The organism is Pseudomonas sp. TMW22089 (assembly GCF_022496645.1).
Taxonomy (GTDB): Bacteria; Pseudomonadota; Gammaproteobacteria; order Pseudomonadales; family Pseudomonadaceae; genus Aquipseudomonas; species Aquipseudomonas paraversuta.
Window position 1 is genome coordinate 83951 of the sequence record NZ_SCFG01000011.1, and the last position, 19197, is coordinate 103147.

The 19197-nt window shown below is 58.6% G+C and carries 18 protein-coding genes; 7 read left to right on the forward strand and 11 right to left on the reverse strand.

What is annotated here, in order from left to right; all coding sequences use genetic code 11:
• Window positions 1–7: 7 nt before the first annotated feature.
• Window positions 8–580, forward strand: a complete 573-nt coding sequence (locus EQV90_RS12920) for a GNAT family N-acetyltransferase (protein WP_003441389.1) — start codon at window positions 8–10, stop codon at window positions 578–580.
• A 55-nt stretch (window positions 581–635) separates the two neighbouring features.
• Here the strand turns inward: EQV90_RS12920 and EQV90_RS12925 are convergent, their stop codons facing one another.
• The gene (locus tag EQV90_RS12925; RefSeq protein ID WP_003441390.1) at window positions 636–1547 is read right to left on the reverse strand and encodes a LysR substrate-binding domain-containing protein; all 912 of its coding nucleotides are present in this window, start codon (window positions 1545–1547) and stop codon (window positions 636–638) included.
• 95 nt (window positions 1548–1642) lie between these two features.
• Entirely contained in the window at window positions 1643–1882 is a 240-nt protein-coding gene (locus EQV90_RS12930) for a hypothetical protein (RefSeq protein WP_003441392.1), read from the reverse strand.
• Window positions 1883–2078: 196 nt separating this feature from the next.
• Here EQV90_RS12930 and EQV90_RS12935 point away from each other — a divergent pair, with 196 nt between their 5' ends.
• Window positions 2079–2639 carry an NAD(P)H-dependent oxidoreductase gene (locus tag EQV90_RS12935; protein ID WP_003441395.1) on the forward strand — a complete coding sequence of 187 codons (561 nt, stop codon included), beginning with the start codon at window positions 2079–2081 and terminating at the stop codon, window positions 2637–2639.
• Window positions 2640–2717: 78 nt separating this feature from the next.
• On the opposite strand, the gene phnX is transcribed toward EQV90_RS12935, so the two are convergent.
• Window positions 2718–3545 carry a phosphonoacetaldehyde hydrolase gene (phnX, locus tag EQV90_RS12940; RefSeq protein WP_010655828.1) on the reverse strand — a complete coding sequence of 276 codons (828 nt, stop codon included), beginning with the start codon at window positions 3543–3545 and terminating at the stop codon, window positions 2718–2720.
• Between the two features lie 69 nt (window positions 3546–3614).
• On the reverse strand, window positions 3615–4724 hold the full coding sequence (locus EQV90_RS12945; RefSeq protein WP_240878180.1) for a 2-aminoethylphosphonate--pyruvate transaminase: 1110 nt from the start codon (window positions 4722–4724) through the stop codon (window positions 3615–3617).
• A gap of 115 nt (window positions 4725–4839) precedes the next feature.
• Between EQV90_RS12945 and EQV90_RS12950 the strand changes: the two genes are divergently transcribed.
• Entirely contained in the window at window positions 4840–5712 is an 873-nt protein-coding gene (locus EQV90_RS12950; RefSeq protein ID WP_010655826.1) for a LysR substrate-binding domain-containing protein, read from the forward strand.
• A gap of 1245 nt (window positions 5713–6957) precedes the next feature.
• Here the strand turns inward: EQV90_RS12950 and EQV90_RS12955 are convergent.
• Both EQV90_RS12955 and EQV90_RS21705 read right to left on the reverse strand, forming a co-directional pair.
• Window positions 6958–7827 carry a LysR substrate-binding domain-containing protein gene (locus tag EQV90_RS12955; protein ID WP_010655825.1) on the reverse strand — a complete coding sequence of 290 codons (870 nt, stop codon included), beginning with the start codon at window positions 7825–7827 and terminating at the stop codon, window positions 6958–6960.
• A gap of 165 nt (window positions 7828–7992) precedes the next feature.
• Window positions 7993–8118 carry a hypothetical protein gene (locus EQV90_RS21705; RefSeq protein ID WP_255401988.1) on the reverse strand — a complete coding sequence of 42 codons (126 nt, stop codon included), beginning with the start codon at window positions 8116–8118 and terminating at the stop codon, window positions 7993–7995.
• Between EQV90_RS21705 and EQV90_RS12960 the strand changes: the two genes are divergently transcribed.
• The 3 genes from EQV90_RS12960 (at window position 8117) to EQV90_RS12970 (ending at window position 11661) form a co-directional block, all read left to right on the forward strand.
• On the forward strand, window positions 8117–9442 hold the full coding sequence (locus EQV90_RS12960; protein WP_003441405.1) for an MFS transporter: 1326 nt from the start codon (window positions 8117–8119) through the stop codon (window positions 9440–9442). The two genes, EQV90_RS21705 and EQV90_RS12960, sit on opposite strands and share 2 nt — an antisense overlap.
• A gap of 15 nt (window positions 9443–9457) precedes the next feature.
• The gene (locus EQV90_RS12965) at window positions 9458–10849 is read left to right on the forward strand and encodes an FAD-dependent oxidoreductase (RefSeq protein WP_010655824.1); all 1392 of its coding nucleotides are present in this window, start codon (window positions 9458–9460) and stop codon (window positions 10847–10849) included.
• A gap of 107 nt (window positions 10850–10956) precedes the next feature.
• Window positions 10957–11661, forward strand: a complete 705-nt coding sequence (locus tag EQV90_RS12970) for a YebC/PmpR family DNA-binding transcriptional regulator (protein ID WP_003441407.1) — start codon at window positions 10957–10959, stop codon at window positions 11659–11661.
• 84 nt (window positions 11662–11745) lie between these two features.
• On the opposite strand, the gene EQV90_RS12975 is transcribed toward EQV90_RS12970, so the two are convergent.
• From EQV90_RS12975 to EQV90_RS12985, 3 genes are all read right to left on the reverse strand, one after another.
• The gene (locus tag EQV90_RS12975; protein WP_240878181.1) at window positions 11746–13056 is read right to left on the reverse strand and encodes a leucine-rich repeat-containing protein kinase family protein; all 1311 of its coding nucleotides are present in this window, start codon (window positions 13054–13056) and stop codon (window positions 11746–11748) included.
• 80 nt (window positions 13057–13136) lie between these two features.
• Window positions 13137–14288, reverse strand: a complete 1152-nt coding sequence (locus tag EQV90_RS12980; RefSeq protein WP_240878182.1) for a M14-type cytosolic carboxypeptidase — start codon at window positions 14286–14288, stop codon at window positions 13137–13139.
• Window positions 14289–15250: 962 nt separating this feature from the next.
• On the reverse strand, window positions 15251–15598 hold the full coding sequence (locus EQV90_RS12985) for a DUF3077 domain-containing protein (protein WP_003441410.1): 348 nt from the start codon (window positions 15596–15598) through the stop codon (window positions 15251–15253).
• A gap of 129 nt (window positions 15599–15727) precedes the next feature.
• Here EQV90_RS12985 and EQV90_RS12990 point away from each other — a divergent pair, with 129 nt between their 5' ends.
• Complete coding sequence (locus tag EQV90_RS12990; protein WP_010655820.1) at window positions 15728–16387, forward strand: S24 family peptidase; 660 nt, start codon at window positions 15728–15730, stop codon at window positions 16385–16387.
• 53 nt (window positions 16388–16440) lie between these two features.
• Here EQV90_RS12990 and EQV90_RS12995 read toward each other — a convergent pair whose 3' ends face one another.
• Window positions 16441–18381, reverse strand: a complete 1941-nt coding sequence (locus EQV90_RS12995) for an acetyl/propionyl/methylcrotonyl-CoA carboxylase subunit alpha (RefSeq protein WP_240878184.1) — start codon at window positions 18379–18381, stop codon at window positions 16441–16443.
• Window positions 18378–19196 carry a gamma-carboxygeranoyl-CoA hydratase gene (locus EQV90_RS13000; protein ID WP_003441413.1) on the reverse strand — a complete coding sequence of 273 codons (819 nt, stop codon included), beginning with the start codon at window positions 19194–19196 and terminating at the stop codon, window positions 18378–18380. Before EQV90_RS13000 ends, EQV90_RS12995 begins: the two co-directional genes overlap by 4 nt.
• Window position 19197: the final 1 nt, after the last annotated feature.

The following is a 19197-nucleotide window of genomic DNA, read 5'->3' on the forward strand; positions in this document are numbered from 1 at the left end:
ATTTTTCATGTACCTGGTTATGAATCCAAAGGACCCGGAAGTCTCTGTGCGTTTGGCCGATGAAGGCTTTGCTCCCTACGTGTGGGGCAATGATTTCAGTTTTGACGTCTGTGCCTATGCCCGTGTCGACCAACATAAAAAGGTCGAGCACTGGCCATTGGATACGATCACGCCTTACCGCAAATGCTACGGGATTGACCCTGACGAATTCGCCAGCTACCGCGGGGCGCCAGACAGTGCGATCTTCATGGCGTATCTGGACAACCAGCCGGTCGGCCATGTTGTGGTCAGCACCAACTGGAACGGTTTTGCCCATGTCGATGAACTGGCTGTCGCCGCCTGTGCCCGGCGCCATGGTGTGGCCAAGTCATTACTGGACGTGGTCAGGTTCTGGAGCCTGAAGAAAAAACTGCCAGGCATCATGCTTGAAACCCAGAACAACAACATTGGCGCCTGTCGGCTGTATGAGCGCTGCGGGTATCAGGTGGGGGGTATCGATCATCTGCGTTATCGAGGCATTGACCCGCTGACCCGCGAGGTCGCGATTTTTTGGTATCTGTTGTTCGAAAACCACTGCTGACGTTGCAGGAACTGATTTGCCGGCGACGGGATCGCCAGCAAGATGCACGATTGGATTACAGCGCCATCAACCCCTGATCAGCCAGCAAGGCTTCGGCCTTCTGCCGCACGATATCGAACAATGCCTGCAACGCCGGGGCTGGCTCCGAGCCCTTGGGAGTCAGTGCATACAGGGTCACCGGGATCGCAGGCGAGAGCGGGCACACGTCCAGCCCGCCGGCTTTGGCACCCGCAGCGGTAAACGGGTCGACCAGGGCCAACCCTTCGCCAGCCTCCACCATGCTGCGCAACATCTGATAATTCTGAACCTGAATCTGCACCACGGGTGCCGGGCGCAAGGCTTGCAGCTTGCTGTCCAGCACGCGGCTCAGCGGGTCTTGGTGTTGCAGGCCAATCATTGCCTGGCCTGCCAGATCTTGCAGACCTATGTATTTTTGCTTGGGGGATAACCAGCCGTGGGGGGCCAGCAACTGCACCTTGCCCTGGGTCAGCTTGAGGCAATCAATGCCCGGTTGTTCAGCCGGGTGCAGGCTGAAGCCCACATCGCATTCGTCCATCAACAAGCGGCGCGCGATTTCGCCGCAGGGCGCGCTGCTCAAGGTGCTGGGCGTATCGGCAATGCGCCGTCGCAGCAGTGCAATGCTGTAGGGCAGCAGGGTCTGGGCCAGTGTTTCGCTACAGGTCACGCGCAATACGGGCTCCTGATGCTGGCGCAAGGCGTCGGCAAGCCGGCGTAGTGGCTCGAAGTCCAGGTACAGCTGATTGGCGAGGGGTTGCAGCAGAAGGGTTTCGCGGCTGGCCTGCAGCCGTCCGCGTACGCTGGCAAACAACATGAAGCCGAGCTGTTGCTCGGCCTCATGCAGCGTGGCACTGAGGGTGGCCACTGGCATTTGCAGCAGCTCGCCAGCATGGTCGAGGCTACCGGTCTGCAAGATGGCCTGAATCACTTCGATATGGCGTAAGCGCATGCGTGAAGTCCATGTTCAGCGGATGAGGTTTCAGCGTTGTGAAGCCTGACCCAAGTCTCATCCTGTGACTTCAGCGGTATGCCGAGTGCAGCAGGTTATGCAGGGATTACAGGGACTACAGGTGCGACATACTCGGTTTCGCGAATCAGAATGACGCCCGACTGCACCAGTTCGAAGTTGTCGTCATCAGTCTTTTTGACGCGATCGCCAATAGCCAGTTTGTACGTTGTTACGGGCTGGTCGCCTGTTGCTTCTAAATTTTCAAACTCATGCACGGAATAGACACGACCTTCCGCGTCCCTTGCATGAAATTGCCCAACGAGAACTGCAGCCATTTGTAGAGAACCTCTGGAGATAAACACCCAATTTGCGGTTCTGTAGACCGTTGATCAGTAGGGGAAGTTTAACGATTTGGAAAAAATAGTCCGTCTACTTTACAGGCTTGCAAGCCGATAAGGTGAACCGGGGTGCAAGAAAGGCTTCCGATCATCTATAACTAGTCTTCCTATCGCCAGACTCTCGAGGTTTTTTATGAGCAAGGTCTACAACGTTGCAGTGTTGGTCGGCAGTTTGAGGAAGGATTCCCTTAACCGAAAGGTGGCCCTGGCGCTCGCAGAACTGGCACCGGCCCAGCTGAAACTGAAGATTGTAGAGATTGGCGAACTGGCGCTGTACAGCGAAGACATTGATGTGACGCCGCCACCTGCGTCTTACACGACCTTTCGCGATCTGATCCGTCCGGCCGATGCCGTACTGTTTGTCACTCCTGAGTACAACCGCTCGGTCCCCGGGGTATTAAAAAACGCCATTGACGTCGGGTCCCGGCCTTATGGTCAAAGCGTATTCAACGCCAAGCCGGGAGCCGTGATCAGCGTCTCGCCGGGGGCGATCGGTGGCTTCGGGGCCAACCATCATTTGCGCCAGTCGCTGGTATTTCTCAATGTGCCGTGCATGCAACAGCCAGAAGCCTATCTGAGCGGAGCAGGTGATGCGTTTGATGCGGCGGGCAAATTGTCCGAGAAAACCCGGCCATTTTTGCAGAAGTTCATCGACGAATTTGCCAAGTGGGTCGAACAGCAGCACAAGGTCTGAAGCTTTAGACGCGCCGACCTGCAAATAAAAAACGCGGCAGACCTGGTCACAGGCTGCCGCGTTTTTGTTTCTGCAGACTCAGCTGCTTTGTGGCATCTCGCCATTGGCCAGGCGCTTGTTGATATCGGCAATCACGTCCGGCAGATCACTGATGGTATCGATCATGTAGTGCGGGCGTGAGCCTTCGAACAAGGTGTGGATGCGTTTGCGTTCGCTGGCCAGGGTTTGCGCGTCGAGCGCCTTGTACTGCTCGTAGGTCAGGCCCAGGGCGTTGCCGGAGCACACCAGTGCCACCGTCCACATCCCGGCCCGACGACCTTCGAGGATACCCGGAACGGTGTCATCGATCTTCACGCAGGCACCCACATCGTCGATACCCAGGGCAATCACGTTGGCCAGTGCCTGGGCCGGCCATGGGCGACCGTTGGGAACTTCGTCGGTGGCAACGACGTGGTCGGCGATGTAGCCGTTGGTTGCGGCCAGCTCGACCACCTTGGCCATCACTTGCGCCGGATAGCCCGAGCACGAACCGATTTTGATCCCTTGCTGGCGCAGCTCGGCAATGGTTTCCAGAGCGCCGGGAATCAGTGCCGAGTGGTCAGCGATCTTTTCGATTTGCAGTGGCATGAAACGCTCATAAATCGCGGTCACATCTTCGTCGGTGGGTGTGCGGCCAAATACTTTTTTGTAACGCTCGGCGACCTGAGGCTGATCGCACAGGGTGCGGATGTGATCCCACTTGCCCATGCCCATCGGCCCGCGGGCTTCTTCGATGGAGACCTGGACGTCGAACTCGCCGAAGGCTTCGACAAAGATCTGCGTCGGAGCGAACGAGCCGAAGTCGACCACGGTGCCAGCCCAGTCGAGAATGGCGGCCTGAAGTTTGCTCGGATTGGTGTAGTTCATGTCAGTAAGTCCTGTATGAGCAGCCGTGGCCGCACGCAATAATTAGGTTGGTTTTGAGCGTTGCGAACTTCAGATTTCCTGCACTTCCATTTCCTGCAGCACCTGGGCCACAGCGTTCACCGCGGCTTGCATTTCGGCCTGATTGACATGGCCGATGCAGCCCACACGGAAGGTTTCGACCTGGGTCAATTTACCCGGGTACAGGATGAAACCCTTGGCCCTGACGCGCTCGTAGAACTCCTTGAACTGATACCGCGGGTCTATCGGCGCGTGGAACGTGACGATGATCGGAGCCTGGATTGACTCTGGCAGGAAGCTGCGAATGCCCAGTGCGGCCATGCCGTCGAGCAGCACCTGGCAGTTGTCGGCGTAGCGCCGGTGACGCGCCGGCAAGCCGCCTTCTTCGTTGTATTGCAGCAGGGCTTCATGCAAGGCGGCGACCACGTGGGTCGGCGGGGTGAACCGCCATTGTCCGGTCCTGGCCATGTAGGCATGCTGGTCTTGCAGGTCCATTGCCAGTGAGTGGGAGTTACCCGTTGCGCCAGCCAATGATTCTTTGCGGGCGAATACGAAGCCCATCCCCGGTACGCCTTCCAGGCATTTGCCCGAGGCCGCGATCAGCGCATCAAAGGGTACTTTTTGTGCATCGACGGGCAGGGCACCGAAAGAACTCATGGCATCGATAATCAGACGTTTGCCATGTCGGGCAATAACTGCAGCAATTTCCGGCAGCGGGTTAAGAATCCCGGTGCTGGTTTCGCAATGAATCAATGCCACATGGGTGATGCCCGGATCGGCCTGCAGCAGGCGTTCAACGTCAGCGGCAGTAGTGGGCTGGTCTTCGGCTGTTTCAAAGGTGCTGAAACGCCGGCCCAGGACTTCACAGATTTTTGCCAGGCGTTTGCCGTAGGCGCCGTTGATCAGGACCAGAACGTTGCCATTGCGTGGCACCAGTGTGCCGATTGCGGCTTCGACGGCGAAGGTGCCGCTGCCCTGCAAGGGCACGCAGTGATGACTCCCGGCGCCATTGATAATGGCCAGCAGTTGCTCACAGAGGCTGGCGGTCAGCTGGTTGAAGCTGTCATCCCATGAACCCCAGTCGACCATCATCGCCTGGCGGGTACGCGCCGAAGTGGTCAGTGGGCCAGGGGTCAGCAGGATCGGCGCGACAGTACTCATTCTGGTTTCCTCACAAACTTTGGGATGGCTACTGGATACACGGCATAAGTTGCAGTTTGAGTTGATATCAATCAAATTGTTTATTGTTATGCCAGTCATCAGTGAGACTTATGCGATGAATTTGTTCCAGCTCCGTGCGTTTGATGCTGTGGCCCGTGAGGGCAGTTTTACCCGCGCCGCAGCCCGATTGTTTATCAGCCAGCCGGCGGTGACCGGGCATATCAAGACCCTTGAGGAGCACTATCAAATTACCTTGCTGCGGCGTACTGCCCGGCGTGTGGAACTGACGGAGGAGGGGATAAAGCTGGCGGCCATCACCCGTGCCATGTTCGGTTTGGTGGATGAAGCGCAGGTTATGCTTGAGGCTAATCGCCAGTTGCTCACAGGGCGGCTTGAAGTGGCGGCGGACGGTCCGCACATGGTCATGCCGATGCTGGCGAGCCTGCGGGCGCGTTACCCCGGGATCACCGTCAACTTGCGTCTGGGAAATGCTCAGGAAACCCTGGCTGCCCTGCTTTCAGAACACGCCGATGTGGCGGTGCTGACGGAGGTTGAACCGCGTAAAGGGCTGACTTTGCGGGCACTCGGGGAGTCCCGGATTTGTGCCCTGGTGCCGGCCAGTCATCCATGGCTGGCGCTGGCGGATGGCATCGACATTTCCCTGCTGGACCAGGTGATCATGGTGTTGCGTGAGCCCACCTCAATCACCCGGCGCACCTTTGATGAGGCATGCGAGGGCGTCGGCGTGACTCCGCGGGTACTGCTGGAGCTGGACAGTCGCGAGGCGGTGACCGAAGCCGTGGCGGCACAGTTGGGCATCGGGATCGTGTCGTCGCTGGAGGTCAGCCATGACCCTCGCGTACGAGCGGTGCCGATCAACGGGGCCGGATTGCTCAACCGGCACATGCTCGGCTGCATGGAGCGGCGCGCCGGATTGCGGCTGATCAAGGCGTTTATGGAACTGGCCCCGGCATTTGAAACGGTCTGACACCTCGTGGGAGATCCCTTGTAGGAGCGAGCTCTTTGCGGTGGTTGAAAAGCTCGCGAGACAAGCTCGCTCCTACAGGTGCAATTGCAACCTCCTGCATGGGCTGCCTTCCGGCCTGGACGGAGAAAGCTGCGATCTGCCTTGTCTCCGGCATTTCTGCACGGCACAAACCCCGTAGGAGCGAGCTTGCTCGCGAGCTCTTTGCGGTGGTTGAAAAGCTCGCGAGACAAGCTCGCTCCTACAGATGCAATTGCAACCTCCTGCATGGGGTGCCTGCCGGCCTGGGCGGAGAAGGCTGCGATCTGCCTTGTCTCCGGCATTTCTGCACGGCACAAATCCCGTAGGAGCGAGCTCTTTGCGGTGGTTGAAAAGCTCGCGAGACAAGCTCGCTCCTACAGGTGCAATTGCAACCTTCTGCATGGGGTGCCTGCCGGCCTGGACGGAGAAAGCTGCGATCTGCCTTGTCTCCCGCATTTTTGCACGGCACAAATCCCGTAGGAGCGAGCTTGCTCGCGAGCTCTTTGCGGTGGTTGAAAAGCTCGCGAGACAAGCTCGCTCCTACAGATGCAATTGCAACCTCATGCATGGGGTGCCTGCCGGCCTGGGCGGAGAAAGCTGCGATCTGCCTTGTCTCCGGCATTTCTGCACGGCACAAATCCCATAGGAGCGAGCTCTTTGTGGTGGTTGAAAAGCTCGCGAGACAAGCTCGCTCCTACAGATGCAATTGCAACCTTCTGCATGGGGTGCCTGCCGGCCTGGGCGGAGAAAGCTGCGATCTGCCTTGTCTCCCGCATTTCTGCACGGCACAAATCCCGTAGGAGCGAGCTTGCTCGCGAGCTCTTTGCGGTTTGGTTGAAAAGCTCGCTCCTACAGGTGCAATTGCAACCTCATGCATGGGGTGCCTGCCGGCCTGGGCGGAGAAAGCTGCGATCTGCCTTGTCTCCGGCATTTCTGCACGGCACAAATCCCGTAGGAGCGAGCTTGTCTCGCGAGCTCTTTGCGGTTTCGTTGAAAAGCTCGCGAGACAAGCTCGCTCCTACAGGTGCAATTGCAGCCTCATGCATGGGGTGCCTGCCGGCCTGGGCGGAGAAGGCTGCGATCTGCCTTGTCTCCCGCATTTCTGCACGGCACAAACCCCGTAGGAGCGAGCTTGCTCGCGAGCTCTTTGTGGTGGTTGAAAAGCTCGCGAGACAAGCTCGCTCCTACAGAGGGGGTGGTTCTTTCCCGGGGGCGATTGGCAAGGGCTTACAAACTCTCGCGCACAATATCCAGAAATGTCGCCACCACCCGCCGGGAACTCTGCTCCTGCAGGCAGACCAGGGTCTCGGTCAGGCGTCGTTTACAGTCAGTGATGGGCAAGGCGATCACCCGTGAGTCCGAGCCGAACTCTGCCGCTGAAACCACCCCTACGCCAATCCCGACCACCACTGCCTCCCGCGCGGCTTCGCGACCTTCCACCTGAATCGCGGCCCGCATCCGCAGACCCGCCTGACTCATTTCTTCTTCCAGGGTCTGGCGGGTTACAGAGCCGATTTCACGCAATACCAGCGGGGTGTCCTCCAGGTCGGAGAGGCATATCGAACTGCGACCGGCCCACGGATGGGTGCGGGCAACAAACGCCACCATGGGATCACTGCGCAATCGCAGACTAAGCAGCCTGTCATCACTGACCTCGCGCCCCAGCAACGCGAGATCGGCCTGATAGTTGAACAGCCGGGCCAGAGATTCGTCGGTGTTACCGGTTTCGATTTTGACGCTGATGCCGGGGTAGCGTTCGCAGAACCTGGCGATCTGCGGCAGTACGTGTACAGGCGCATCTACGGCCAGCACCAGGCTGCCGGTTTGCAGGGCCTGGGAGTCCTGTAACAACTCTTGGGCTTCGGCCTGCACCACAAACAGGCGCTGGGTGATGCTCAGCAAGCGCTCCCCCAGATCGGTCAGGCGCACCGAACGTTTGTTGCGATGGAACAACAAAACACCGAAGCGCTCTTCGAGTTTTCGTACCTGATCGGAGATTGCCGGCTGACTCAAAAACAACCGCTCGGCGGCGCGGGTGAAACTGCCGTGGACGGCAACCGCATGAAAGGCTTTCAACTGCGCATGGGAAACCGGCATCGGACAACCTCTTACAAGCTGAGCTTATTAGTGAAATACGATAAATCGATTTTACCTATTAGTCAGTAATTGCTTTGATCGATTCCGGCCCGGCGTTATGTCCTCGATAGCGCCGGGTTGTGACATGCCCCTGAGCGATCCTGAAATCCAATAAAAACAGGACCGTCATGGTTTGTCTGATTGATGCCGCCCTGGTCTGAACAGCGGCATTGAAGTGCTCAACACAATAAAAAAACAGGCGATCTTTTCTGATTCTGCCGGCACATCCACATCAGAGGTCAGACCCGACATGAACAAGTCCATTGGCACCATCAAGCGTTGGCGGATGCAGGTTTTTGCCATCACCTGGCTGGCCTACGCGGCCTTTTACTTCACGCGCAAAGCATTTTCCGTAGCAAAGCTGGGAATTGGTGAAGATCCGACCTTCCATCTGGACAAGATGGCGATGGCCAACCTCGATGCGGTCTATCTTGCGGCTTACGCCATCGGGCAATTTACCTGGGGCATCCTCGCCGATCGCTATGGGCCGCGGGTGGTGGTCATGGGCGGGCTGATCATCTCGGCCCTGGCTGCCCTGATGATGGGCACTTTTGCCACCTTGCCCATCTTCGCCACATGCATGCTGATTCAGGGCCTGGCGCAATCCACGGGCTGGTCGGCGTTGTGCAAAAACATTGGCAGCTTCTTTCCGGCAGAACAGCGTGGTCGGGTGCTGGGGTTGTGGAGTTCGAGTTACGCCTTTGGCGGGCTGGTGGCTTCGCCGTTTGCCGGTTGGTGGGCATACACCCTGATGGGCACCTGGCACGCGGCATTTATTTCCAGTGCGGCGGTAGTGGCGGTGGTCGCGGTACTGTTTTTCATCTTTCAGCGCAACAAGCCTGAAGATGTCGGTTTGCCAGCCGTCGAACCCGAGCCGCAGATGACGGCCGAGGAAGAAGCTGCGGAAAAACGCCTCAGTATCTGGGCGCCACTACGCGAAATCATGCGCAATCGAACGGTGCTGACCCTGGGGCTTGCGTACTTCATGCTCAAGCCGGCGCGTTACGCGATTCTGTTGTGGGGGCCGGTAATTGTCTTCGAACAGATGCCACAAGTGGGCAAGGTTGGCGCTGCGATTATTCCTACGGCGTTTGAGCTGGCCGGTTTGCTGGGGCCGATCATGATTGGGCTGGCGTCGGACAAAATCTTCGGTGCCCGGCGCATGCCCGCCTGCATTCTGAGCCTGCTGGCGCTAACCGTTTCCCTGGCTTTCTTTATGGGGGCCTTGCAGTCCGGCAGTGTGCTGCTGGTGGTCGCCCTGCTGTTTGTGATGGGGCTGACCCTGTACGGCCCGGATTCGATGATCTGTGGCGCCGCGGCGATTGATTTTGGTACGGCCAAAGCCGGTGCTACGGCGGCGGGGTTTGTAAACGGCTGCGGCTCGGTCGGGGCGGTGCTGGGTGGTCTGCTGCCGGGCTATTTCGACACGGTCACAGTGTTTATCGTCTTTGCCGTCTGCGCACTCTTTAGCGCGCTGGTACTGATCCCGCACTGGAACAGTCGTCCTGACGGGTACAAACGCGAATGTGCCTTCGTGCCCAATCATCCGTTGTTGATCAAACCTTTTCGTACCTGAGTGGGAGAACTATCCATGCGACCTTTTTGGCTGGAGCAGGCGCTTGCCCTGGAACATGTCGAGCCTTGTGAAGCATTGACGGGTGAGGCCCGTGCCCAGGTCTGCATTGTGGGCGGCGGTTATACCGGGCTGTGGACGGCCATCATGCTCAAGGAGCAGAACCCGCAGCTGGATGTGCTGCTGATAGAGGCCGATATCTGCGGGGCAGGGGCCAGCGGGCGCAATGGCGGCTGCGCATTGTCGTGGTCGGCCAAGTATTTCACCCTGGAGCGTCTGTTCGGGGTAGAGGAGGCGGTGCGCCTGGTGAAGGCCTCCGAGCAAAGCATTTATGCCATTGGCGCGTTCTGCGAAAAGTACGGGGTAGATGCCGATTACCGGCTGGACGGCACGCTGTACACCGCGACCAATCAGGCCCAGGTCGGCTCGACGGACGGGGTGATTGCAGCGCTGGAGCGTCAGGCCATCAACTCGTTCAGCAAGCTGGCGGTGGACGAAGTGCAGCGCCGTGCGGGTTCGGCTCAACATGCGGAGGGCTGGTTCTCTCCGGCCGCCGCCAGTGTACAGCCGGGCAAACTGGTGCGCGGTTTGCGCCGGGTGGCTTTGCAGCTGGGGGTACGGATCCATGAAAACACCCCTATGGTCGGTCTGGAAGAAGGTGCCACGGCCCTGATCCGGACCCCGACCGGCAGCATTCGCGCCGAGCGCGTGGTGCTGGCGATGAACGCCTGGATGGCCAGGGCATTCCCGCAGTTTTCCCGCAGTGTGGCGATTGTCTCCAGCGACATGCTGATCACCGAGCCGCGCCCGGACTTACTGCAAGAGATCGGCCTGACCAGCGGCGTGACAGTGCTCGATTCGCGAATTTTTGTGCACTACTACCACAACACTCCGGACGGCCGGATCATGCTCGGCAAGGGCGGCAATACCTTTGCCTATGGCGGGCGCATGCTGCCGGTGTTTGATCAGCCTTCGCCCTACGCCGGGTCGTTGCAGAAAAGTTTGCAGCAGTTTTTTCCAGCATTTGCCGGGGTGGGTATCGAGGCCACCTGGAACGGTCCCTCGGACCGCTCAGTGACCGGCTTGCCGTTCTTCGGCCAGATGAGCGGCCATGGCAATGTGTTTTATGGTTTCGGCTACTCAGGGAGCGGAGTGGGGCCCTGTCACATGGGCGGGCAGATTCTGGCCTCGCTGGTGCAGGGGCAGGCCAACGACTGGACACGTTCGCCGCTGGTCAATGGTCCGCTGGGGTATTTTCCGCCTGAACCTATCCGCTACCTGGGCTCGTTGATGGTGCGCAACGCCATTCGACGCAAGGAACGGGCGGAGGACCACGGGCGCCGGCCAAGGCATCTGGACGTACGTCTGGCCAAATTTGCCGCCGCTGCGGGCAAGGCTGACAAAGGTTGAGGACCGATCGATTGGATTTTTTGGTCGATTGAGGACTTCTTGCCGTATAAACTTGCGCCCATTCGACGGCCAACCCGCCGCGACACACCAGATTGAGAGAGTGAGTAATGGGCGCACAGTGGAAGGTTAAACACAAAGCGGACGCCGCCAACAGCCGCGGCAAGATTTTTGGCAAGCTGGCCAAGGAGCTGACGGTCGCTGCCCGTAATGGCGCAGACCCGGACATGAATTCGCATCTGCGTTTGGTATATGAACAGGCCAAAAAGGCGTCGATGCCGGCGGACACCATCAAGCGCGCGATCAACAAAGGCGCCGGTATCGGTACTGAGGCGGTGCAATATCACCGCGTCACGTACGAAGGTTTTGCTCCGCATCAGGTACCACTGATCATCGAGTGCCTGACTGACAACATTAACCGTACCGTGGCTGAAATCCGCGTGGCATTCCGCAAGGGTCAATTGGGCGCTTCGGGTTCGGTAGCGTGGGACTTCAACCATGTCGGCATGATCGAAGCCAAGCCGGACGCCCCGGATGCAGATCCTGAGATGGCCGCGATTGAAGCTGGCGCCCAGGACTTTGAGGAAGGTGAAGAAGAAGGCACTACGCTGTTCATCACCGAGCCGACGGACCTCGATGCCGTGCAAAAAGCCCTGCCGGAGCAAGGCTTCACCGTATTGTCGGCCAAGCTGGGCTATCAGCCGAAAAACCCGGTCAGCGCTTTGACCGATGAGCAAATGGCTGAAGTTCAAGAGTTTCTGGCCAAGCTGGAAGAGCAGGACGACGTACAAGAGATGTTTGTGGCGTTGGCATAACCCCGGTCGCTGCCACAGGCTGCCTGTGGCAGCAGCCCTGCGCTCCTTGTCGCAGCCTGCGCCAGCGACTACTGCATCAGGCTTTTAGCCCAATGCCCGGGTGATTTCGGCAAAACCCGGGCGTGCCAGTACATCGGGTTGTATGCAGCGCTGCTGCAGGTCGTGCAGCCGTTCTTGCTGTTGATCGCTCAACCCCGTGTCGATCCGCTCCAGCAATTCCCCCAGTAAAATCCCGAATGCACGCACTTCAATGCGCTGCAAGGCGCGGGTGTGCGGGCTGTCGTCAATGGCGTGAAAGCACGCTGCGCCAAAGTCGCCGAGCAGGCAATCGCCCTGGGCATTGAACATGATGTTGTGCCCGTACAGATCACCATGACAGATGCCCTGCGCGTGCAGATGACCGGCTGCCGAGGCCACGCCGCGGGCAATGCGTAGCGCGCAGTCGGCGCTGAAGCGGGTGTGTGTTTGATAGACGTCACGGCTGCAGGTATCGAAGCTTGGCAGGGCGGCGAGATTGGCGAAGGACGGATCGATCAATTCCATGACCAGCCCCGCGGTGTTGTCAGGGTGACCCGCGACACGGCCCAGGACTTTGATCAGGTTCGGATGCTGGCCGGCGGCAATGCAGGCGTTCATTTCATTGAGCGGTGAGCCGTCGCTGGTGATGCTGCCTTTGTAGAGTTTGACGGCAACGGATCTGCTTGCCTGGCCGGGTGCGCTCCAAAGGGCTCTGGAGATGATGCCCGACGCGCCTTCGCCCAGCTTTTGTTCAAGCTCGAGCTGTGACCAGTGAATGTCCGGCGTGTTGTCGGCTGTAAGCTGCGCGCTGGCGTCTTCGTGCAGCGGATTACCGGCATAGGCCAGCCAGCTCAGCCCCGGCAATGTCAGCAGCCAGTCGGGCACTTCGTGCAATTGGTTGGCCGCCAGGCGGATCAACTCCAGGCGCTTGCAGTTAACCAGGCTGGTGGGCAGTTGTTGCAGGCGGTTACCTGCCAGCATCAATTTTTGCAGTAACGGTCGCTGACCCAGTTCTTCGGGTATGTGCTCGATGCTGTTGTCGGTCAGTATCAACCAGCGCAGCAGGGGCGGCAGCGAAGTGCCGGGCACTGAGGTGATGCGGTTGGCTTTGAAGCCAACCATGCTCAACTGCGCGCACTGCCCCAGGCAATCGGGCAGTTCGGTGAACCTGTTGTCCGAGCAAAACAGAATCCGCAAATGAGTCAGGCGATGTAAATCCTCGGGCAGGCTGCTCAGGGCGTTACCGCTCAGATTGAGAATTTCCAGTGAGTCCGCCAGCTGAAAAATCTCGGCCGGGAACTCGGTCAGTCCACAGGACAGATCAAGGCGTTTGCAGCCCGCCAGTTGGCCGGCGCGCAATTTAGCGAGGGTATCCATAAAGGAGCTTTGAGTACTCGTGAGAATCTATTGATATGGCGGCCAGGGGGGAAGATCTCTGGCCGCCGCTTACTCCGGGTTTAGCGCAACTCGCGAACCATGTCCGACAAGGTGCTGAGCACACTCTTGCCCAGTTGCATGGAGCGTTTACCGTCCCAGCCGGTTTGTGGCTGCGGTGCATCGTTGTTGTCCTTGAACGGCATCTCAAGGGTCAGCGACAGGCAGTCAAAGCGCTGGCCGACGCTGTTGCAGGCCAGGGTCATATTGGCAAGGCCGGGTTCGTCCCGGGTGTAGCCGTGGGTCGTCTGGAAGTCAGGGGTCAGGTTACTCAGATGAGTGCGGAAACGCTCTTCCAGGGTCGCCAGGCGCTCGGTGTACCCCGGGTTGCCCTCGCAGCCTGCAGTGAACACATAAGGGATTTCTTCGTCCCCGTGAATATCCAGAAACAGGTCCACCCCGTATCGGGTCATTTGCTCCAGAGCGAAGAACACCTCAGGGCTTACGTTCGGGTCGGTGTTTTGCCAGGCCCGGTTCAGGTCCTGGCCGTTGGCGTTGGTCCGCAAATGGCCGTGGAACGCGCCGTCCGGATTCATATTGGGGATCAGGTACAGGTCGGCGTAGTCCAGTAGCTTGCGCAGCTGCGGGTCGCTGCCCTGTTCCAGGCGCTCAAGGACTCCCTGCATGAACCACTCGGCCATATGCTCACCGGGGTGCTGCTGGGCAATGATCCATATCTTGCGTTTGTGGCTGGCGCCATTGCCCTTGCGCAAGAGCTGGATGTCGCGACCTTCAACACTTTTACCGACTGCCAGCAGTTCGCAGCCCGACCACTGGAGTGCATTCTTGATCAACAGATCATGACGCTCGCGGCTGTAGGGTTCGAAGTAAGCAAACCAGATGACTGGGTGCTCGGCCTGCACGCTGAAATTCAAGGCTTTGCCGTCGAACTCGGTGGGAACGCGGAACCAGGTTTCGTGATCATAGGACGCCACGGCCTGGTAGCCATCCCATGCTTTGTTGTAAGAGGACTGGCTGGCGTTGCTCAACTGAAAATGGTGGGTCTGGCCGGGTATCAGGCCTTCGGCCTTGAAGTGGAACCATTGAAAGTGCGGGCTGCGGGTATCGGGCTTGATCGCAAGCTTGAGGTGCAGCGGGTCACTGGCATCCAGCACCTGGATGTTGCCGCTGTCAAAGTCACTGCTGATGCGAACGGAAGAGGGCGCCACGGTCATCGTCAAAGTCCCGGAATCTGATAATTGTGGGCGTTACTTTACATCGCAACGGCGCCGGGCCAATACGGAATTTTGGAGAACGGGAAGCGGGGAGAAGGGAGGGGGGGCGTCATCCTTGACGCAGCGCCACGATAGTGTATTTGCGAGTGATTCTCAAGTGCTAACTTGCCGTAACGGCCGTTGTTTCGGGACTTCAGGCTTCCGTTGGTCGATGTTCTTTTGCTATCATCGCCCGCATCGTAGCGGTCACCGAAAAAAACCGGCCGCACACCAGACTTCATTAGCCTGAAGCACGCAGAGCCAGATAACTGGCCGCAAAAAAAAAGACCCGGCCAGAAGCCGGGTCAAATAACCGTGATTAGCCTGATGAGGAGCTAATTCAAAAAACCGACCTAAGGTTCCTTGAATTATCGACTGATCTCGCGACCAGCTAAGTGCAATAATAATCATTCTTATTTGCAGGTCAAGCTGTTTTCCTTGCTTTGTCCTGGTTTCCCCGCTCATTCCCCGCTAGACCCCTCTATCTCAGGCCTTTAGGGCCAGAAATTTTTTTACCCCAGCAGCAACACCGTGATGGTTTGACCTGGCCCAATGCGATACGTGGCTGTGCCTGCTGAACCTGAAGCTTGTACAACCAGTGATCGCCCTGTCGATGTCATCGCTCATCACCGTGAGCAGGCATACCGAAGGGTTGTGGCGGTGCGATGGGCTGCATGCGCCGGACCAGGTAATCAATGGGCGCGCAATTATTGATGTGTCCTGGGTGTACTGCAGGGGGGCGCCTTAACAAGTACGTCAGCCATTGCGTCAGATCTTACTGCGCGGCAAAGCAGAGGCTACACGCCTGATCCCTTGATTGAGCGGCGTTGGCTCATGGGGCCGGTGCCTCCATTGTGAGTCGCGCCTCTGGCATACCGAAATTCCAGCCGGTCCAGCTGGACTGGCCAGGGGCTTTTGGTCTCTCAGCGCGCTGAGACTTGTTGCACGTCCAGTGCTTTGTCCAACAGCATCTTGGCCGATTCGACGCAGTGCGCCACGCTCAGGAACAGGTCGCGATGAGAGCCTTGCTGGCTTTCAGCTGCGCCCTGGGCGGTAGCGATTGCACAGCGCAGAAAATCTGATGCATTGACCAGCGCTTCTTCCTGGCTCAGATCGCTGCGTACGATGAACAGTTTTTTCTCGAAATAGTGCTGAGAAACAGCCGGTTTCAAATAATAGTCGAGTGCACGCTGGGTTGCGGCACTGTCCTTGAAGGTTTCGAGCTCGATTTCAATCTCGGTTTCCGGGGTTATTTTTGTTATGGGAGTCATGATTTACCTGCGCTCTAAGATTAATCGAATCAGCCATTAGCAGATTAGTACATAAGGTATTTATATTATTGGTATAAATAATACAGAATGTGTATTGTTGCCTCGAGTTCAATCCGTATTGTTCGGCTGATGGATAAATGGATCGCTTTAGTCAGAACCAAATTGCGCGAGCTCAAGCTCACGCAGGAAAAACTAGCCGAACGCGTCGGGGCTTCCCAGGGCGGTGTCGGTCATTGGCTCAATAAACGCCGTCAACCCGACTTGCCGACAATGAACAAAGTGCTGCACGCCCTGGGGCTGGAGCATCTGGAAATTGCCCTGGTCATCCGCGAGCGCAGCGCTGCAGCGGATGAGTCTGCTGCTAACGAATGCTCCTACGACATCACTTCTGCTTTTCGTTATCCGGTCAGTAATTGGGTGACGGCGGGGCAGGTCAACGAGCAGGCCCGAGAGGCCGGCTACCAACCCGGCGAGGTGTTCGAGGTCAGCGATCATTACGCCAAAGGTGCTGCGTTCTGGTTGCAAGTGCGGGGCGATGCCATGACCGCTCCGATAGGAATCAGCGTTGCACAAGGGATGATGATTCTGGTGGATCCCGATATTGATCCCGAACCGGGAAAAATGGTGATCGCACGCATTCCGGGCACTGAAGAGGCCACCTTCCGGCAGTTGATTGAAGAGAGCGGCCAGCGCTATCTCAAGCCGCTGAACCCGACCTATCCCAAGACAGTGTTTGATGAGCATTGCCGGGTTATCGGAGTGGTAGTACAGGCCACTGCCAAGTTCTAGAAACCAAAAAAGGCGGCCCCCTGAAAAAGGGCCGCCTTTTTTGGCTGTTGCTTCTATGTCAGTTCAACCAGCACCGTACCTTCGCTGACCATTTCGCCTTCCTGACAAAACAGCGCTGTTACCACACCGTCGTGGGGCGCCCGCAGGCTGTGCTCCATTTTCATGGCCTCCAGCACCACCAATTGGGTACCGGCTTCGACAGTCTGTCCGGTTTCAACCAGGATGCGCACAATGCTGCCGTTCATGGGGGCGCTCAAACCACCTGTCTGGGCATGACTGGCACCTGCCGCGGCGATCGGGTCATAGACCCTGACGCTATGCAACTCGCCGTCCCAGCGCAGGTAGAGCGTCTCTGCGCGGCGAATTGCCAGATGCTGGCGACGCACACCGTTCTGTTCAATCAGCAATTGCTCGTCGCGCAACACCGCTGACGGCGTGTGGAGGTTGACGACCTGCTGCTCGCCGTTGCAACTCAAGGCCAGCAGGGTCTGCGGGGGCAGGCCGTTGCGAAAGCCGTTGCGGATGGCCCAGGGCGAGGCTGGGTCATCTTCGCGCACCTGGGATGTCTGGCTCTGATGAAATGCTTCACCCGCGGCGGACCAAAATGCTGCAGGCAAAGGCAGGGTGGCTGGCAGTAATTGCTCCTGGTAACGGGGGATGAAGCCCGTATCCAGTTCGGCTGTAGCGAAGGCCGGATGAGCGATGATGCGGCGTAAAAAAGCCAGGTTGGTTTTCAAACCGCCAATGGCGAACTCATCAAGCATTGCGAGCAGCCGCAGGCGCGCCTGTTCGCGGTCTTCGCCCCATGCAATCAACTTGCCCAGCATCGGATCGTAGAACGGTGAAATTTCGTCCCCTTCACTGACCCCGCTGTCGACCCGGAGCCCCGGCCCGGCGGCAGATTCGCGGTACACCTCGAGACGTCCTGTTTGCGGCAGAAAATCATTGCCCGGGTCTTCGGCATACAGGCGTACTTCAATCGCATGGCCGCGCAAAGGCACTTCAGACTGACTGATGGGGAGCGCCTCACCGCGGGCCACGCGGATTTGCCAGGCCACCAGATCCAGTCCGGTGATGGCTTCGGTTACCGGATGCTCCACTTGCAGGCGGGTGTTCATCTCCATGAAGAAGAACTCGCCCCGTGCATTCAGCAAAAACTCCACGGTGCCGGCGCCGACATAACCGATGGCCTGCGCCGCCCGTACCGCGGACTCGCCCATGGCTCGGCGTTGTTCAATACTGAGGCCCGGGGCCGGCGCTTCTTCAACCACCTTTTGATGACGGCGCTGAATCGAGCAGTCGCGCTCATTGAGGTACAGGCAGTTACCGAGGCGGTCGGCAAAAATCTGGATCTCCACGTGACGTGGCTTGAGTACATACTTTTCCACCAGCATGCGCGCATCGCCAAACGAGGACAGCGCTTCACGTTGTGCCGAGGCCAGGGCTTCGGCCAGTTCGCTGACGTCCTCGACTACTTTCATGCCTTTGCCGCCGCCACCGGCCGTGGCCTTGAGCAACACCGGATAACCGATGTGCTCAGCTGCGGCGCGGAAGGTTTCCAGATCCTGCGCTTCACCGTGGTAGCCCGGCACCAGCGGCACCCCGGCAATTTCCATCAACGCCTTGGCTGCCGATTTACTGCCCATGGCATCAATCGCCGCAGCCGGGGGGCCGAGAAAGATCAGTCCGGCGTCCTCGATGGCGCGTGCGAAACCGGCGTTTTCGGACAAGAATCCATAACCCGGATGAATCGCCTGTGCCCCGCTGGCTTTAGCCGCAGCAATGATCTTGTCGATTTTCAGGTAGCTGTCGGCGGCCTTGCTGCCCCCAAGATCGACGCAGATATCAGCTTCGCGGCAGTGCCGTGCGTCACGGTCGGTGGCGCTGTGGACAGCTACGGTGGTCAGGCCCAAAGACTTGGCCGTGCGCATCACGCGGCAGGCAATTTCGCCCCGGTTGGCCACCAGTACAGACGTAATCTGAAGCGCGCTCATGGGCGTGGCTCCCGGGACGAGGTGTCGGTCTGCCAGCTTGGCGCACGTTTTTGCAGAAAGGCGCGCAAGCCTTCCTGGCCTTCGGGGCTGACCCGGATTCGGGCAATGGAGTTTTCGCAGTAGCGGCGAATGGCCGTAGTGGTGGCTCCATGGCTGACTTCGCGCAGCAGATCCTTGCACGAACGCATGGCCTGCGGGCTATTGAGCAGCAAGTTGTCGGTCCAGAGGGCGACTTGCCGTTCAAGCTCGGCGCCGGGATAACACTCAGAGAGCAGCCCCAGTTCACGGGCACGCTCACCGCTGAAGCGTTCCGCAGTCAGGGCATAACGGCGTGCAGCGCGCTCGCCGATGGCCTGTACCACGAACGGACTGATCACGGCCGGCGCCAGGCCGATTCGGACTTCGGACAGACAGAACTGCGCATCCTCGCTGCCGATGGCCATGTCGCAAGCACTGATCAGGCCCAGGGCACCGCCGTAGGCTGCGCCTTGCACCACCGCTATGGTCGGGATTTTCAGCTTGGCCAGGTTGTACATCAGTTCAGCCAGGTGCCGGGCGTCATCGAGGTTGGTGTGATAATCGAGCTCGGCTGACTGTTGCATCCAGGCAAGGTCGGCGCCGGCACTGAAATGCTTGCCCCGTCCGCGCAGCACCAGAAAGCGCAGGGCCGGATCGCCTTGCACGGTGTCCAGGGCGAGGATCAGTTCGCGGATCATCTCGGCATTGAAAGCATTGTTCTTTTGCTCGCGACTCAACCACAGGGTGGCAAAGCCCCGGGGGTCGTTGTGCAGTTCCAGGGTGTTGAAATCGATCATG

Coding starts and splice junctions, on each gene's coding strand:
- EQV90_RS12920 (WP_003441389.1), top strand. CDS start 8: ATGTACCTGGTTATGAATCCAAAGGACCCGGAAGTCTCTGTGCGTTTG.
- EQV90_RS12925 (WP_003441390.1), bottom strand. CDS start 1,547: ATGCGCTTACGCCATATCGAAGTGATTCAGGCCATCTTGCAGACCGGT.
- EQV90_RS12930 (WP_003441392.1), bottom strand. CDS start 1,882: ATGGCTGCAGTTCTCGTTGGGCAATTTCATGCAAGGGACGCGGAAGGT.
- EQV90_RS12935 (WP_003441395.1), top strand. CDS start 2,079: ATGAGCAAGGTCTACAACGTTGCAGTGTTGGTCGGCAGTTTGAGGAAG.
- phnX (WP_010655828.1), bottom strand. CDS start 3,545: ATGAACTACACCAATCCGAGCAAACTTCAGGCCGCCATTCTCGACTGG.
- EQV90_RS12945 (WP_240878180.1), bottom strand. CDS start 4,724: ATGAGTACTGTCGCGCCGATCCTGCTGACCCCTGGCCCACTGACCACT.
- EQV90_RS12950 (WP_010655826.1), top strand. CDS start 4,840: ATGAATTTGTTCCAGCTCCGTGCGTTTGATGCTGTGGCCCGTGAGGGC.
- EQV90_RS12955 (WP_010655825.1), bottom strand. CDS start 7,827: ATGCCGGTTTCCCATGCGCAGTTGAAAGCCTTTCATGCGGTTGCCGTC.
- EQV90_RS12960 (WP_003441405.1), top strand. CDS start 8,117: ATGAACAAGTCCATTGGCACCATCAAGCGTTGGCGGATGCAGGTTTTT.
- EQV90_RS21705 (WP_255401988.1), bottom strand. CDS start 8,118: ATGTCGGGTCTGACCTCTGATGTGGATGTGCCGGCAGAATCAGAAAAG.
- EQV90_RS12965 (WP_010655824.1), top strand. CDS start 9,458: ATGCGACCTTTTTGGCTGGAGCAGGCGCTTGCCCTGGAACATGTCGAG.
- EQV90_RS12970 (WP_003441407.1), top strand. CDS start 10,957: ATGGGCGCACAGTGGAAGGTTAAACACAAAGCGGACGCCGCCAACAGC.
- EQV90_RS12975 (WP_240878181.1), bottom strand. CDS start 13,056: ATGGATACCCTCGCTAAATTGCGCGCCGGCCAACTGGCGGGCTGCAAA.
- EQV90_RS12980 (WP_240878182.1), bottom strand. CDS start 14,288: ATGACCGTGGCGCCCTCTTCCGTTCGCATCAGCAGTGACTTTGACAGC.
- EQV90_RS12985 (WP_003441410.1), bottom strand. CDS start 15,598: ATGACTCCCATAACAAAAATAACCCCGGAAACCGAGATTGAAATCGAG.
- EQV90_RS12990 (WP_010655820.1), top strand. CDS start 15,728: ATGGATAAATGGATCGCTTTAGTCAGAACCAAATTGCGCGAGCTCAAG.
- EQV90_RS12995 (WP_240878184.1), bottom strand. CDS start 18,381: ATGAGCGCGCTTCAGATTACGTCTGTACTGGTGGCCAACCGGGGCGAA.
- EQV90_RS13000 (WP_003441413.1), bottom strand. CDS start 19,196: ATGATCGATTTCAACACCCTGGAACTGCACAACGACCCCCGGGGCTTT.